At 38.6% G+C, this 16,637-nt stretch carries 13 protein-coding genes and 1 pseudogene; 7 read left to right on the top strand and 7 right to left on the bottom strand.

The window, feature by feature from the left end; all coding sequences use genetic code 11:
• Positions 1 to 35: 35 nt before the first annotated feature.
• Positions 36 to 1,475: an FAD-binding domain-containing protein gene (locus IAR63_RS11250; RefSeq protein ID WP_187705339.1), complete on the bottom strand. Its 1,440-nt coding sequence runs from the start codon at positions 1,473 to 1,475 to the stop codon at positions 36 to 38.
• 204 nt (positions 1,476 to 1,679) lie between these two features.
• On the opposite strand from IAR63_RS11250, the gene IAR63_RS11255 reads away from it, so the two are divergent.
• Positions 1,680 to 2,066, top strand: coding sequence for a transposase (locus IAR63_RS11255; protein WP_235678248.1), 387 nt, complete (start codon positions 1,680 to 1,682; stop codon positions 2,064 to 2,066).
• 16 nt (positions 2,067 to 2,082) lie between these two features.
• Here the strand turns inward: IAR63_RS11255 and IAR63_RS11260 are convergent, their stop codons facing one another.
• Positions 2,083 to 3,246, bottom strand: a complete 1,164-nt coding sequence (locus tag IAR63_RS11260) for an HhoA/HhoB/HtrA family serine endopeptidase (protein WP_096544537.1) — start codon at positions 3,244 to 3,246, stop codon at positions 2,083 to 2,085.
• 102 nt (positions 3,247 to 3,348) lie between these two features.
• Here IAR63_RS11260 and IAR63_RS11265 point away from each other — a divergent pair, with 102 nt between their 5' ends.
• A complete protein-coding gene (locus IAR63_RS11265; protein ID WP_096544539.1) occupies positions 3,349 to 3,741 on the top strand; it encodes a metal-sensing transcriptional repressor in 393 nt (130 codons plus the stop codon).
• On the opposite strand, the gene IAR63_RS11270 is transcribed toward IAR63_RS11265, so the two are convergent.
• On the bottom strand, positions 3,738 to 4,736 hold the full coding sequence (locus IAR63_RS11270; RefSeq protein ID WP_187705340.1) for a DMT family transporter: 999 nt from the start codon (positions 4,734 to 4,736) through the stop codon (positions 3,738 to 3,740). The genes IAR63_RS11265 and IAR63_RS11270 overlap by 4 nt on opposite strands.
• A 111-nt stretch (positions 4,737 to 4,847) precedes the next feature.
• Between IAR63_RS11270 and IAR63_RS11275 the strand changes: the two genes are divergently transcribed.
• Together IAR63_RS11275 and IAR63_RS11280 are read left to right on the top strand one after the other, a co-directional pair.
• The gene (locus IAR63_RS11275; protein ID WP_187705341.1) at positions 4,848 to 5,960 is read left to right on the top strand and encodes an ABC transporter ATP-binding protein; all 1,113 of its coding nucleotides are present in this window, start codon (positions 4,848 to 4,850) and stop codon (positions 5,958 to 5,960) included.
• 115 nt (positions 5,961 to 6,075) lie between these two features.
• Positions 6,076 to 8,733, top strand: coding sequence for a DNA polymerase III subunit alpha (locus IAR63_RS11280; RefSeq protein ID WP_187705342.1), 2,658 nt, complete (start codon positions 6,076 to 6,078; stop codon positions 8,731 to 8,733).
• A gap of 163 nt (positions 8,734 to 8,896) precedes the next feature.
• Here IAR63_RS11280 and IAR63_RS11285 read toward each other — a convergent pair whose 3' ends face one another.
• Entirely contained in the window at positions 8,897 to 10,069 is a 1,173-nt protein-coding gene (locus IAR63_RS11285; RefSeq protein WP_187705343.1) for a helix-turn-helix domain-containing protein, read from the bottom strand.
• A 608-nt stretch (positions 10,070 to 10,677) separates the two neighbouring features.
• Here IAR63_RS11285 and IAR63_RS18875 point away from each other — a divergent pair.
• From IAR63_RS18875 to bioU, 3 genes and pseudogenes are all read left to right on the top strand, one after another.
• Positions 10,678 to 10,824, top strand: a pseudogene (locus tag IAR63_RS18875) (IS607 family transposase); the annotation flags it as partial.
• Positions 10,825 to 10,934: 110 nt separating this feature from the next.
• Positions 10,935 to 11,144 carry a hypothetical protein gene (locus IAR63_RS11290; protein ID WP_235678250.1) on the top strand — a complete coding sequence of 70 codons (210 nt, stop codon included), beginning with the start codon at positions 10,935 to 10,937 and terminating at the stop codon, positions 11,142 to 11,144.
• Positions 11,145 to 11,203: 59 nt separating this feature from the next.
• Positions 11,204 to 12,208, top strand: coding sequence for a (S)-8-amino-7-oxononanoate synthase BioU (gene bioU, locus IAR63_RS11295; protein WP_187707447.1), 1,005 nt, complete (start codon positions 11,204 to 11,206; stop codon positions 12,206 to 12,208).
• A gap of 28 nt (positions 12,209 to 12,236) precedes the next feature.
• Here bioU and IAR63_RS11300 read toward each other — a convergent pair whose 3' ends face one another.
• From IAR63_RS11300 to IAR63_RS11310, 3 genes are read right to left on the bottom strand one after another with little or no spacing between them, the layout of a single operon-like run.
• Positions 12,237 to 13,496, bottom strand: coding sequence for a type II secretion system F family protein (locus tag IAR63_RS11300; protein ID WP_187705344.1), 1,260 nt, complete (start codon positions 13,494 to 13,496; stop codon positions 12,237 to 12,239).
• A 28-nt stretch (positions 13,497 to 13,524) separates the two neighbouring features.
• Positions 13,525 to 14,601 (bottom strand): type IV pilus twitching motility protein PilT, encoded by a 1,077-nt coding sequence (locus tag IAR63_RS11305; protein WP_187705345.1) that lies wholly within the window; start codon positions 14,599 to 14,601, stop codon positions 13,525 to 13,527.
• A 17-nt stretch (positions 14,602 to 14,618) separates the two neighbouring features.
• Complete coding sequence (locus IAR63_RS11310; protein WP_187705346.1) at positions 14,619 to 16,610, bottom strand: GspE/PulE family protein; 1,992 nt, start codon at positions 16,608 to 16,610, stop codon at positions 14,619 to 14,621.
• Positions 16,611 to 16,637 lie beyond the last annotated feature (27 nt).

Below are 16,637 nucleotides of genomic sequence, written 5' to 3' on the forward strand. Positions count from 1 at the left end.
GGCTTCTTCTGGGTGGGTTATGGTATGAAAATAATCTAACCAAAACCCACTTTCTGCTGTTGATACAATTGTTTAAATAGAGCTTGCTGTTTTTTATGGTCTACAATAGGTGGGGGATAACCAACACTTTGGCGTTCCAAGGGTGTTATATTACCACCAATTAAATATTCCGTATCCACAGATGCCAATTCCCCTACCCAGTGTCTAATATATTCCCCATCGCTATCAAATTTTTGTGCTTGGCTAGACGGGTTAAAAATTCTTAATGGTTTAGGATCCATTCCGCTAGATGCGCTCCATTGCCATCCTCCATTATTAGCAGATAAATCACCATCAATGAGTTTCTGCATAAAATACTTCTCCCCCCACTGAGGATTAATAATTAAATCCTTAGTTAAAAAACTGGCTACTATCATTCTACACCTATTGTGCATCCAACCAGTCTCATTTAATTGTCGCATAGCAGCATCCACAATCGGATAACCAGTTTTTCCTTCATACCAAGCCTGAAAATGCTCTTGGTTATCAGACCAGGGAAAGTTTTTAAAAACATCCCTATAGACGCCTTCAGCTAATTCAGGAAAGTGGTACATGGCATGCTGATAAAATTCCCGCCAGGCTAATTCTTTTTGCCAAGTGATAATACCATTACTAAACTCTTGACTGTTGCTTATGGCTAATAACTCCTGAGTTTTTTGCCAGATAGTCCTAATTCCAATTACCCCAAATTTCAGGGCGGGACTTAACAAAGATGTGCCATCAATAGCCGGATAGTTTCTCTTTTCTTCATATTCATCAATAGCACAATCCAGAAAATCTGTTAGTCTTTCCCAAGCTGCTACTTCCCCCGGTTCAAGTATTAGTTCCCCACTCCAGATAAAACCTAAATCTCTGGCAGTGGGCAATTTAATTACCCCTGATTTTTCAGCTATTTCCTCTTCTCTAGCTGTTAAGTTCTCACAGTTGGCTAAGATTTCTATTGGTTCCACTTTTGGTTGACTATGCCACTTTTTCCAAAAGGGAGTATAAACTGTATAGGGTGTCCCCGCACCACTGAGAATTGTGTCCGGTGAATGCAGTAATTGATCCCAATTTTTCTCTAAGGTTTCAATACCTCTGGTTTTTAGTGCCAGAGTTACATCCCGATCTCGTATTTGTGCATAGGGTTCCACATCCCAATTCCAAAAAACTGCCTTCGCTTCCAGGGCTTCAGCTAAATTGGGAATGGCTCTCACCGGATTATCATGTAAAATTAGTAACTGGCTGCCAGCTTGTAAATATAGACTCTCTAATGATTTCAAACAGCCAATCATGTAGGTTATTCTAGCAGGTGCTATATCATCCTGTCCTAATATGTTAGGGTCTAAGCAGAAAACACCTACTACTTTTTTGGTTTTTTCCCTGGCAACTCCTAGTCCCGTATTGTCAGAAGTACGTAAGTCTCGGCGATGCCAAAATAAAATTAAATCTGACATGGTCAAATAACCTATGTGAAAGGACTTGCAAGCGTTTTCCTCGCGGAAAAACTAAGTGTGGCCTACTTATCTTTGAAGAGGTGCACAACGCTAACTGTAACATATATTTTTGACAAAGTTGAGTAACTCGGCAAAATATTTCCCATAAACCCAGCACTAAATTCATCCCCGGATTTCACGGGAGATGAAAAAGATAGTATTGATTTGGGGTCTAAAAACAATCAGAAGTTTGTCCAAATTCCCACAGCAAGATTAAAAGACCGTATTGCTCAATTATGTAAACAATACGGAATAGATTTTATTGAAACAGAAGAATCATACACTTCTCAATCATCGTTTTTTGATTGCGACAATATACCTAAATTCGGTGAAAAACCCCAAGGGTGGGAAGCAAGCGGGAAACGAGTTAGTCGTGGAGTATATGAAACTTCTGATGGGTTCAAAATTAATGCGGACTGTAATGGTGCTGCTAATATTTTGAAAAAAGTAGCGGTGATGCTAGGAATTGATCTTAGCGGAATCAGTAGAGGCTGTTTAAGCCAGCCTCAGAAAGTTCGTTTATGGACTCTTCAGAAATCTCCGTGTCTTTAGACCGGAGAAGCTTAATCTAGGAAATATTTTGCAATTCAGCGGTTGTCACCGAAAGATTTTGGGTTTTATTACCTCTTTGGACTTTCACTCGCAAAATCTGACCTAGACGACTATCCTCAACCACCTGTTGTAGTTGTTCAGCATTACTTATGGGTTGGTCATCAATCGCCACAATCACATCCCCACGTCGAACTCCACCCTCAGCAGCAGGGGAGTTAGGTACAACTCTCATTACTAATACCCCATTTACTTCTGGTAGTTCAAAGGTAGAGTTGGGATCGGTGTTATTTTGTCTAGCTAATTGGGGTGTTAAGGTAATCATCTGCACTCCTAAATAAGGATGGGCAACCTTACCGTTCTTTTGTAATTCGGCCGCAATTACTTTGGCTTTATCAATAGGTATGGCAAAACCTATACCCATAGCATCAGCACGAATAGCTGTATTAATACCAATTACTTCGCCCTCCGCATTTAATAATGGACCACCAGAGTTACCAGGATTAATTGCTGCGTCAGTTTGAATGAAGTCTAGTCTTTTATCACTGATTCCTACCTGGGCGCTGGAACGTTTTAAGGTACTAACAATTCCTAATGTGACTGTATTATCAAATCCTAAAGGATTTCCTACTGCGATCGCCCAATCTCCTACTTGTACATTATTAGAAGAACCTAATGCAGCTACTGGTAAGTCTTTACCTGCATTGACTTTAACTACTGCTAAGTCTGTTACTTCATCAATGCCTTGGACTTTGCCTTCAAAAGTTCTACCATCTTTTAATCTCACCGTCACTTTATCCGCTTGATCCACCACGTGGGCATTGGTCAATACTAAGCCGCTCTTATCAATAATGAAACCAGAACCTAAACCTCTTAACTGCTCTGTTGGTGACATGGGTGGGAAGGTATCACCAAAAAAGCGTCGGAAGAATGGATCTTCCATAATGGGGTCAACGGGACGAGAAATGGTTTTTTCGGTGTCAATTCTCACTACAGCAGGCCCGACGCGATTAACTGCGGCAGTCACAAAACTGCTTTTACCAATTGCATCAGTTACAGCAGGTATCGATTGTGCTTGGGAGGGTGAAACTAACAGACTGGAAACTATTAACATCACACCCATGAACATTGCTACCACACGAGAGGTAATTGGGGAATGACGAACTTCAGGAAATCGCATCATTAAAACCTAATCTACAATTTTTATCTTGTTCTACTTACCAATTTAGCTAAAGTTATTATTGAGGTGGAAGCTCAAAAATTCAAGTTCAGCAGTTTATAATCTATGAATCCGTCAAATACTTTAGCTGATGATTTTTCCCAGGATGTACATACTCACCATCATAACCATGACCATCAACAACATCCAGGTCACAATTCGGGGTTGGTGGGACCAGGTCATCCTCATGTTCATACGGAAGAATCACTAAGACGAATTGTCAACCGAATATCCCGCATAGAGGGACACATTCGCGGTATTAAAACCATGGTGCAACAGAATAGCCCCTGTCCGGAGGTATTATTACAAATAGCTGCGGTTCGAGGTGCATTAGATAAAGTTGCTCGCATCGTCCTGGATGAACATTTAACCGAATGTATTAGCCGAGCTGCCCAAAATGGTAACATTGATGCGGAAATGGAGCAACTAAAAGCTGCTTTAGACCGCTTCTTTCATTAGCCATTAATGGTCTCCACTTTCCGGTCTTCCTGTCCTGGTAGATTTTCTCTTTGATTAATTAAATAGATGCTAATCAGTGTGATCATAACTCCTATCCATTGGATCCCAGTCAAAACCTCTCCCAGTAAAATACGACCAAATATTAATGCAAATACCGGGGTGAGAAAGGTTAAAGAACTTAAACTTGTTAGGTTGCCAGTGGAGGCAAAGTAAAAGAATAAACCGTATGCGATCGCACTGCCTAATACGGTAGCATAAGTTAATGCCACCCAATCAGCGGGTAGTATATTTTGCCATTGGTCAACTTCTAGGAAAGAAGAAATTCCCCAAAGTGGTATTCCTCCCAAAATCATGTGCCATCCGGTAGCTATTACAGGGTCAGTATATTTACTAACAAAACGAATTAATATTGTTCCCAGTGCCATGGATAAAGCTGCCAGTAACATTAACCATTCGCCACTAGCAAATAAGGGTAATGAATTATCAAACAAATTATTGTTGGTACTATTGGTCACCACACCTGGGTGAATAAAATGCCAGATCCACTCCTGGGGTAACCCAATTAAACTGATACCAATCACTCCTAATGCCAGTCCTAACCATCCCCATAGACCAATACGTTCTTGAAACAACCACCATGATAATAGAGCAACAGCTAAAGGTTGGGAATCAATCATTACAGAACCCAAACCCGCACTGGTTCTAGCTAACCCCTCCGCCAGAAAACCTTGGAATAGGGTGCCATCAACCACGGCAAATAATCCAATCCATAACCATGCTAACCATCCTTTAGGTTGATGTCTACCCATAAATGCACCGACTATTAAAATAAGCACTCCTGCTGGCACTAAACGCACACCTGCCATAAATAGAGGTGTGGTATGGGGAATTACTCCTTTCATAGCTACCATTGCCGTACCCCAAAGGAAAAATGGGGCAATTAATAATAAAGAAGAAGCTAGTATAGATCTGGATTCTCTTATTTGGAATTGCATTAAATTAATTAGATATTAAAATTTGAGATTTGGATGTTGGTGGTCAATTTTGCCATCCATCGGTTAGGTACATATAATATCATAGAAAATATAAAGTGAGGAAATGAAGGCATGGCTAAAGTTGTTTTGGATGATGTCAAACGGAAATTTGACAAAGTTACAGCAATTGAGAATATTTCCTTTGAAGTTCCAGATGGTGAGTTCTGGGTGTTGGTTGGTCCTTCAGGATGTGGCAAATCCACCATTCTGAGAACTATTGCAGGCCTAGAAACCATAACTTCAGGTAGTTTATATATAGGCGATCGCCTGGTTAATAATATACCAGCTAGATCCCGGGATGTGGCGATGGTGTTTCAAAATTACGCCCTTTATCCTCATAAAACCGTTGCTGAGAATATAGCTTTCGGTCTGGAAATGCGCCAGGTTGACCGCAAAACTATTCAATCTAGGATCATGTCCGTTGCTAAGGCCCTCTCCTTAGAACATCTTCTAGACAGAAAACCAAAGCAATTATCCGGGGGTCAACAACAAAGAGTAGCATTAGGCAGGGCGATCGCCCGTCAACCTCAAGTATTTTTACTGGATGAACCCTTGTCTAATCTGGATACACAGTTACGGGATGATACAAGAACTGAGTTAAAACAACTACATCAAAAACTGAATATTACCACTATTTATGTTACCCATGACCAGGTGGAAGCAATGACCTTAGCGGACAAAATTGTAGTCTTAAATGGGGGCAAAATTCAACAAATTGGGGATCCTCAGAGCATATATGGCCTACCCGCAAATCGGATGGTAGCGACTTTTTTGGGTAATCCACCTATGAACATTATACCTGCTACGGTGAAAGAGGATATGTTTGATGTGGGTGGAGAGTTATTAGCTATTCCCAATCAGATTGCAGCTGTTAGCGCAGTTTATCCTGGACAAAATTATCACTTAGGTATTCGTCCAGAGCATATTCGTATAAGTTGTCAAGGAGCAGATTCCCAGAATATACTGAGAGAACAAGGAGAACTATGGGTAGAAGTGAAAGTTGTAGAGCCTTTAGGAAAGGAAATATTAGTTCGTGTGGAGTTACCTAGTTGTCCAGGATTGATTAACATGCAGGTAGAGAGAGATAGACATTTACACCCCGGAGAAAAATTAAAAATATGTTTGGATTTAAACAACCTGTTTGTCTTTGAAACCAGTGATGGTGTGCGCATCTTCCCCCTATAGTTGAGTTTTTTTAGTTTTTTACCGGGTGGCAATAATTGTGAAAAAGGCTATAATAGAAGCCTCAATAATTAACTTTAACCAAGTTAAACTAACTTCAACCAGTAAAAATTAGTTTATGTCCTTTGTACCTTTACACCTTCATAGTGACTACAGTTTACTAGACGGCGCTAGTCAAATACCAGAGTTAGTAGAGCAGGCGATCGCCCTAGGGATGAACAGTTTAGCATTGACAGACCATGGCGTAATGTATGGAGCGATAGAGCTAATTAAAATCTGTCGTAGCAAACCAGGATTTAAGCCAATAATAGGTAACGAGATGTATATCATCAATGGAGACATTGAAAAACAAGAACGTCGTGCGAGATACCATCAAGTTGTGTTGGCAAAAAACACCAAAGGTTATAAAAACCTGGTCAAACTAACCACCATTTCTCATCTAAAAGGAACCCAGGGAAAAGGAATTTTTTCTCGTCCTTGTATTAATAAAGACTTGCTCAAAGAACATAAAGAAGGTCTAATAGTAACGAGCGCTTGTTTAGCAGGAGAAATTCCCCAAGCAGTACTGGGAGGGAAATTAGAGAAAGCAAGAAAAGTTGCCACCTGGTATAAAGAAGTATTTGGAGAAGACTTTTATTTAGAAATTCAAGATCATGGCTCTCAGGAAGATAGAATTGTCAATGTAGAACTTGTAAAAATTGCCCGAGAACTAGACATTAAATTTATTGCCACCAATGATTCCCATTACATATCCTGTTTTGACGTAGAAGCCCATGATGCCCTACTTTGTATTCAAACTGGTAAACTAATTGCAGATGATAAGCGAATGCGGTATAGCGGTACTGAGTACCTAAAATCCACTCAAGAAATGCAGTTACTATTTCGAGATCACCTAACAGATGATGTAATTGCTGAAGCCATTGCTACCACAATAGAAGTAGCAGAGAAAGTGGAAGCCTATAATATTATGGACGAACCCAAAATTCCCGCACCACCCATTCCCACAGGACACACACCGGATACTTATACAGAAGAAGTAGCTTGGCAAGGACTATTAAAAAGATTAAATCGTAAATCTCGTAACGAGGTGGATACTGTATACAAAGAAAGACTAGAATATGAACTAAAAATGATTGAGCAAATGGGTTTTTCCAGCTACTTTTTAGTGGTTTGGGACTACATTAAATTTGCCCGAGATCATAACATTCCTGTAGGTCCAGGTCGAGGGTCAGCAGCTGGTTCATTGGTGGCTTATGCTATGGGAATTACCAATATTGATCCCGTACATCACGGACTACTATTTGAGCGATTTTTGAACCCAGAGCGCAAATCTATGCCTGATATTGATACAGACTTTTGTATTGAAAAACGGGATGAAGTCATTAGTTATGTAACAGAAAAATATGGTGCGGATAAGGTCGCCCAAATCATTACCTTTAACCGTTTAACATCAAAAGCAGTCCTTAAAGATGTAGCTAGGGTATTAGATATACCCTATGGTGAAGCAGACAAAATGGCCAAGATGATTCCCGTAGTTAGAGGAAAACCCACAAAACTCAAGGTAATGATTTCCGATGAAACTCCAGAACCAGAATTCAAGGCCAAATATGATAACGAACAGCATGTTCGTCGTTGGATAGATATGGCCATGCGGATTGAGGGAACTAACAAAACCTTCGGTGTTCATGCAGCAGGAGTGGTAATTTCCTCTGAGCCATTAGATGAAATTGTGCCATTGCAGAAGAACAATGATGGTTCGGTTATTACTCAATATTTTATGGAGGATTTGGAGTCTCTAGGCTTGTTGAAAATGGACTTTTTGGGTCTGAGAAATCTGACCCTAATTCAAAAAACTATAGATTTAATTGAACAAAACCGAGGTTATACAATAGATCCAGATGATATTACCCGTCAAGAAAGAAAAGCTCAAAAGATCCTAGCTAAAGGTGAATATAGCACCTTACCTAAAGATGTAGCTCAAGCCTATTCTCTGCTGGAATCAGGAGATTTAGAGGGTGTATTTCAATTAGAATCTTCGGGAATGAAACAAATTGTTAGAGATCTAAAACCCTCCAATATTGAAGATATCTCTTCAATTTTAGCTCTATATAGACCCGGTCCCCTAGATGCTGGGTTGATTCCTAAGTTTATTAATCGTAAACATGGTCGGGAATCTATTGATTACGAATCCCAGATTTTACAGCCCATACTAAATGAAACCTACGGAATTATGGTCTATCAAGAGCAGATTATGAAAATTGCTCAAGATATGGCTGGTTACTCTCTCGGACAAGCGGATCTGCTACGTCGGGCCATGGGGAAAAAGAAGGTAGCAGAAATGCAAAAACAGCAGGAAAAATTTATTGATGGAGCAACAAAAAACGGGGTCAAAAAACAAGTTGCTGAACAATTATTTGCGGATATGTTAAAATTTGCTGAGTATTGTTTAAGTTATGAAACGGAAGTTTTAACTCTGGAGTATGGATTTTTGCCCATTGGAGAAATTGTGGATAAGCAAATGGTCTGTACAGTATTTAGTCTGAACGATAGTGGTAACGTCTACACCCAACCTATCGGTCAATGGCATGATAGAGGAGTGCAGGATTTATACGAATACTGTTTAGACGATGGTTCAACAATCAGAGCAACGAAGGATCACAAATTTATGACCACCCAAGGGGAAATGGTATCGATTGACGAAATATTTCATCAAGGTTGGGAGCTAGTTCAGGTTTCTGGAATAAGTAAGTTGGCGCGAAAAGACCAAACTAAGTAGGGAGACACAATATTTATTTTTGATTTTTTTCCAATGGTGGGGGTTGACTATTGATCCTTGAACGTTATACGCTTATCTCGTTAGTTTGTTGGGTTTCGTATTAAACTCAACCCACGAAAATCTATTGCTACGTCCCGTGGGTGATTGTTGACAACGCTACCTTTCATCGTGGTGGACTGCAAATTATAATATGCTTATTAGCATCGTACTTTATTTTTCCCTGTTTCTGTAGTTTGTTGAGTAAGCGAGTAATGGTTACTCTTGTGGAATTACAAGCAGTGGCAATATCCTCGTGAGTTAGGCGAAAAAGTAACCTTGTTCCTTCTACTACTGGTTCGCCAAGTTCTAATTTTAACATTTCTAATAAACTGCTTAATCTATCCTCCACATTATAATGACTAATGATAAATAAAAAAGACTCTGTTTGTTGTAATCGCTGTTTAATTTTTGGTAAGAGCATTTGATTCAAATTAGGAATAGCTCGCATTTCCGATACATAAATTAGGACTAGCTCAACATCAGAAATAGCTGTAGCTTCGTAAAGTGGTAGATTGGTCATAGTGGAACCAAAAACCATTCCTGAGGTTGCCAAACCTATGAGAATTTCTGTACCTGTTTGACTTAATGTACTCAGTTTCACCAAACCCTGTATAACATATCCAAAGAATGTATTATCTAAGGCAATATTATCCCCCTTAGAATATTTATGTATTTGGCGATCTTGCAATATTTCTTCGTCCATATCAATTGTTGTCATGCCCACAATTTGTGATGTAGATGATTTTTGAATTAGCCAGTATAAATTGCTTTTATTTATATGGAAATTAAAGGAAGATCTAACTATCAAAGAGGCATTAAAAGGACCATTATAGCGCGGTTTCAAAACTAAAAATAATTGTCTAACTTGATCGGACTTAGATAATTCAATAAGTTCACGACAAAAATACTGTTGGCATTCCTGAACAATAAAACTAATCAGGGGTTTACCAACTAAAAATTTTGGACTAATGTTTAATAATCTTCCTGCTTCTTGATTAGCATCTTCAATTATTCCCTGGAGGTTAGTGTGTAAATAACCTACTGGTAAATACTCAAATAATTCCTGATAGTGTTGACGTTCTATTTCTACTAAATTGCGAGTTTGTACAAATTCTTCATTTTGTTGATGAAGTTCATCTATAGCTGCAAGCAGCATTTTTAGTGTGGTATGTAGCTCTTTAAAAGTTTGTGGTAATAAATCGGAAGGGATCCATGGCAAGGCTATAGTAGTTTGATATAAATTTAATAAATGTTGCCGCATAACTCCCGTTCGCTGAAATAATCCTTCTATATTCACTTAATCACTCCCGTTTTATTACAATATATCTGCCGTAAATTCATTATTTTGCCTTTATAAAAAATGCAAACTACTTGTCAAGTCTATTTACATCACTTGACAAGGTGAGTTAATAAAAATTGACTTATTTAAAGGTTTGTACTTTTTACGTTTTTAAGTTTGATATTTTTTGTTGTAACCGCTGTTGCATATAGTTGTTTTGTAATTCAAGCCACTCACCTATACAGTAATTTGACCAACAAAAGCAGTATTCATTCCAGCAGAAGTCGCACAGACTAGAATTTTTGATTTGTCCATTACTAGTATAAATTGTTAAAGGGTTTTTAGGACAGGGGTAGTAATTGCTCATGGATCTTCAAAGTGGTAGATATGTACTAAGTATCTGTCTGTAGAATCACACATCTTAAAGGTGTGGTGATTGTTGACACTTTACGATAACTTACTAGGCAGAGTTACAACAATTAAAGAGACATCTCCGGAAAAATGGAAAAATATTTATGAATAAGTGGGGGGATAGAAATGAAACTTTGGGCTAGAAGCTGAAAGAAAATTTCTACCCAGATATTGACAAATCTACCAAAATATCTACATACTAAAATGTATTGTGTATTATCGTTGAGTTCAATGAAGAAATCAATTTTGAACAAGAACTTGTGCAAGACATGATAGACTTGATTCAAGTGTTTTACAGTCGCCTTTATGGCGCTGGAAGTCACAAAAACAAAAAGTTGATTGAGGAGCAGTTAATGAGGTGAAATAATGCTACTGGGTAACTCACTTATGATCTCGCTAAAAACCACAGCGTTATCAAAATTGAGGACTTGAGTATCAAAGCATTTTTAACGAGTTTACGTTTGTCCTGAATGTGGACACACCCAAGACAGAGATCGCGGCAAAAAATCTAGAACGATGGTTTGAAGGAATTCAGATTCCGATTCGTTCGGATCAAACGGTAAGCTCTACCGAGATAGCTTGTGGAGTAGACAAACCTCTCAAGAATCATCTTGAGACTACGATGAAACAGGAAGTAGGTTCTAAAGTCCAGATCTGTAAAGGTTTGGGTATCTTTGGGTAGATCCTATAGAGCGGTAAAATGAAGCATAATTAACCATGATCCAAGATACAAAAACCACAATGAATACAGGAATCACTAGTCAACCTCTTCGCATTGGAGTATTGGGCTTTGGTGGACTCGGACAAGCAGCAGCTAAAGTTCTATCTGGAAAACGGGAAATGCTTCTAGTAGCAGTTGCAGATCAAAAAGGCTACGCCTACTCAACAGTTGGTTTAAACACAAACTTCGCCATTACCACTTATCAACAACAGGGATCCGTTGGTTACTTGCAGTCCCATGGTAATTTAAGTAATCACAGCATTAAGGATTTAATTGCTAATGCTCCAGGGGTGGATGCCTATTTTCTGGCTTTACCTAACCTTCCTAATGACTTTATCCCCAAAGTTACCCAACAATTTATCACTGCTGGTTGGCAAGGTGTGTTGGTGGATGCTATTAAACGCACGAGCGCAGTAGAGCAGCTTCTTGCCATGAAAAAAGAACTGGAGATGGCGCAAATTACCTATATGACCGGTTGTGGAGCAACTCCTGGACTTTTAACTGCTGCTGCTGCTTTAGCAGCTCAAAGCTATGCTGAAATTCATAAAGTAGAAATTACTTTTGGTGTAGGTATTGCTAATTGGGAAGCTTATCGTGCTACTATTAGGGAGGACATTGCGCACATACCTGGTTATAACGTAGAAATTGCCAGAGCAATGACCGACGAGGAAGTAGAAGTACTACTGGACAAAACTAATGGAGTGTTGACCCTGGAAAATATGGAACATGCTGATGATGTAATGCTAGAAATTGCCGGTATATGTCCACGGGATAGGGTAACAGTGGGTGGTGTGGTTGATACGCGTAACTCGAAAAAGCCCCTTAGTACTAATGTCAAAATTACTGGACGCACTTTTGAAGGCAGAATTTCTACTCATACCTTTACATTAGGAGATGAGACTAGTATGGCTGCTAATGTATCTGGACCCGCTTTTGGTTACTTGAAAGCAGGTTATCAATTCCACAAAAAAGGTATTTACGGTTTGTTTACCGCAGCAGAAGTTATGCCTCAATTTGTTCGTTAGAAAGTGGAAGTGGGGAGATGGGTACTGGCTATCCTATGTTTTCAAACATTCTAAACATTGGCAAGTACATAGCAAGTAAAATTGTCGCTACCATCCCTCCCAAGAGTACAATCATGATTGGTTCCAATATACTGAGAATTGATTTTATAGTTTGCTCCACTTCATGTTCATAAAAATCCGCAATTTTCATTAGCATTTCATCTAGTTCCCCGGTTTCTTCCCCAATGATCATCATTTGAATTGCCATTTGTGGAAACACCCCGCTTTTATTCAGAGATTGACTGAGCATACCTCCTTTTTCTAGGTCTTTCCTAGCATAATCAATAGCATTAGCAATGACCTGATTTCCCGATGTATTTTTGACTATTACTAAACTGGTGATCATGGGTACTCCAGAACGAATCAAGGAGGCAAAGGTTCTGCTGAATTTAGCTACAAAAGACTTTTGCATTAGTTTTCCCAGTAGGGGAATTTTTAAAAATAGCCAATCAATCTTTAGTTTGCCCCCATTGGTTTTATAATATTGTTGAATAGCAACTAATCCCATAGTTATTAGTGCAATTATTACCAGAAAAACCCAGCTATTCAAAGTTTGACTAAAACTGATTAAAATTTTTGTGATTATTGGTAATTCTACTCCCATGTTTTTAAAAATATTGGCGAAAATGGGGATGATAAAAATTGTCATTGCCAAAGCAATAGCTATGGCGAAACAACCTACAAATATAGGATAGGAGAGAGCAGATTTAATTTGATTTTGCAGTTTAGCTAGGTCTTCTAATAATTTGGCCAACCGATGTAAAACATCATCAAGTACTCCTCCTGCTTCTCCAGCTTGCACCATACTAATATATAAATTATCGAAACAATCGGGGTGCTTTTTCATGGAATCGGAAAGATTTATTCCCGTTTTAATATCCGTAGATATTTGATTTAGGGCTTTTTTCAATTTGGGGTTAGAACACTGTGGAGAAATAATATCCAGAGATTTTATGATTGTCACCCCTGAATTAACTAAGGTAGCAAATTGCCGAGAAAAAATCGCCTTATCTTGGACGGTTACCCTCACGAAATAATGGGAAAAATCGTCCTGTAACTTTTGCCAATATAAATGTGAGTTTAATCTATGAGATTTTTTTATGGATGGTTTTGAGTATTTATTGAGAGCTTTCACCATTAGTCCCCGACTGCGGAGTTTATTTTGTGCTTCAGTTAGGGAATTAGCCATTAATTTTTGGGTTTGGGTTTTACCTTGAGAGTTTTGAACAACAGCAATGTAAATATCCATAGTTTTCTAGGTAGGAGATTTTTAGTAATTACAAAATACCAATTAACCGTTGCACTTCATCCGGTCTAGAAGTCCTAGAAAGTGCTAGTTCTTGAGAAATAAGACCAGCTTTAAATAGCTCACATAGGGCTTTTTCTAAGGTTTGCATTCCCAATTTACCTCCTGTTTGAATAAATGAATATATCTGGGCTATTTTTCCCTCCCTTATTAAGTTAGCAATTGCTGGAGTAACTATCATAATTTCCTGTGCCATCACCCGACTAGATCCACCTGGTTTAACGTTTTTTCTAGGTACTAGGATTTGACTGAAAACTGCCAACAGGGAGTTAGATAATTGTACTCTAATTTGCATTTGTCGTTCCGCTGGAAAAACATCAATGATTCTATCAATGGTCTGTGCTGCTGAATTAGTATGTAATGTGGCTAAGACCAAATGACCTGTTTCTGCAGCAGAAATAGCTAGAGAAATCGTTTCTAGGTCTCGCATTTCCCCCACGAGAATAATATCTGGATCTTCCCGTAAAGCTGCTTTTAAGGCATTGGCAAAACTCCGTGTATCTTCACCTAATTGTCGTTGGTGGATTAAACTTTTAATTGGCTCATGCACAAATTCTATTGGGTCTTCTATGGTTAGAATATGTTCAGCTCGATTTTGGTTGATTAAATCAATCATTGCAGCTAGGGTAGTGGTTTTACCAGAACCGGTTGGACCTGTAACAAGAATTAGTCCTCTGGGTTTTTCTGCTATTTCTCGAATAATCTTGGGTAAACCTAACTCTTCAAAATTGGGAATTTTATAACTTAAAACCCGTAAACAAGCTGCATAATTGCCCCTTTCTTTATAGACGTTAACTCGAAAACGTGCTAGACCTTTGATTTCATAAGAACAATCTAACTCCCAGGTTTTTTCTAACCTGTGACGCTGGTCCTTATTCAACATACTAAAAATCAGTTTTTCACATTCATCTGGTGTTAATATCTCATTACCTAAGGGAGTGAGTTTTCCACCAATGCGAAAATAGGGTCTTAAACCTGCAGATAGATGCAGGTCTGAACCACCCATATCTACTAAATTTTGCAGCAGTTCTTTAATTGTGTATTCCATATGTAATAGGGAATTTCTCAATTAATTAATCTAGGGGTCAAACAATAAGGACAATCTAACCACTCTGGTTTTAGGGTAGCATCACAACATTGACATGTGAGACTCTTCTGTCGTGAGACTTTTAATTCCCTTATCAATTCCCTATCTGTATATACCACCCGCTCCACTTCTTCTAAGGTCGTTATGCCTTGACGAACTAGATTGAGACTATAACCCAATAGGGTTATCATTCCCTCTTCTAAAGCTGCTTCTTTAATTTTTTCTGTGTCAGCTTCTTGATTAATTAAATTTTGTAGTTTTTGCGTAACTGCCATAACTTCATACACTCCACAACGCCCTTTGTAGCCAGTACCATAACAGTTAGGACAAACTTTGATTTTATTCGGGCTTTTTCCTATAAGTTCTGATGATATGGTATTAGCTTTATAGAAAATGACATTGCCTTCTTGCACTAGGGATAAACCATATCTCCCTAGTTCTTGAACTGTAGGATTATAGGGAATTCGACATGTGGGACACAGTCTACGCACTAACCTCTGGGCTAATACACCAATTAGAGAACTAGAAATCATAAATGGTTCAATACCCATTTCCAGTAAGCGGGCGATCGCTCCTGCAGCATCTATAGTATGCAAGGTAGTGAATACTAGATGTCCGGTTAGTGCTGCTTCAATTGCGGTTTTCGCAGTTTCCCCATCTCGTGTTTCTCCCACCAATAACACGTCTGGGTCTTGTCGCAGAAAAGCTCGCAGAACTGTGGCAAAGTCTAATCCCTTTTCTCGAATTACCTGCACTTGAGTCAGTCCCGGTAAACTGTATTCTACGGGATCTTCAACTGTACTAATATTAATTCCCGGATCATTTAATTCTGCTAGAGCAGAATATAAGGAGGTAGTTTTTCCAGAACCGGTTGGACCTGTGACTAAAATTAAACCTAGGGGTTTATGAATAATATTTTTAAATACCTGCAAAGTATGGGGATCAGTAATTATTTGATCTAGGGGTAATTTAGTGGAGGAATTGTCTAAAATCCTCAGACAGATTTTTTCTCCGTAGCGGTTGGGTAAGGTGCTGACTCGGATATCTACCTTTTTACCATCAAATACTCTGCGAATTCTGCCATCTTGGGGCAATCTCTTTTCGGCAATATCTAGATTAGAGATAATTTTAATTCGCGCAGTAACTGCAGGAATAATATGTTTGGGAATGGGGGGAATAGATTCCGACTCCCGCAGTACTCCATCGTTGCGAAACCGAATTCGTAAATATTCTTCTTGAGGTTCAACGTGAATATCAGAAGCACCATCTCGCAGAGCTAAAAAGAGAATTTTATTCACAAGATTAATAATCGGCTCATCCTGAGCTTCTTTCATGGCTACTGTCAAATCTACATCTCCTTCTTCTAGTCTCTGCTCCATAACCTCAAGACTTAAACTTTCTAGATCTTGGCTAATATCTGTGAATTGAGTTTGCTCTTTTGTGTATTGATTAATTAATATTTCGTAATCTTCCGCAGCAATTACTAGACGTTTAAATTGCCAGTTTGGCGGTTGTAATATCCTATTAAGGTAATCACATGCCGCTAAATTATCTGGCTCAACCATTGCTACTAACACCTGGGGTGGATTCTGATTTTCTTCCTTTCCTAATGGTAATAATCCATAACTACGACAAATATCTATTGGTATTAAACTCTCGATCAATTCTCTGATAATATTCCAGTTCATTTGATTGACTTCTGGATCTATATATTCTACACCATATAGTATTTTTAATTCAAATAAATGCTGTTTTTTACATTCTCTGATTAACTGAGGATCTAACTTCCCTCTGGCTATAGATTGTAAAACATCTGTTAATACTTTCCCAGATTCAAGACTTTCCATCACGGCTAGCTTCATCTGTTCCCTATGAATATGACCAGATTTAACTAGTTTGTTTAGTACAGGAAGAGTGTTAACTTGAATAGCACTAGTTTTATCTAAACGTTTTTTAACTGAGTAAATCATAGCAAGGTATATTAAGTTATGTTTTTA

Source organism: Cylindrospermopsis curvispora GIHE-G1, assembly GCF_014489415.1.
Classification (GTDB): domain Bacteria; phylum Cyanobacteriota; class Cyanobacteriia; order Cyanobacteriales; family Nostocaceae; genus Raphidiopsis; species Raphidiopsis curvispora_A.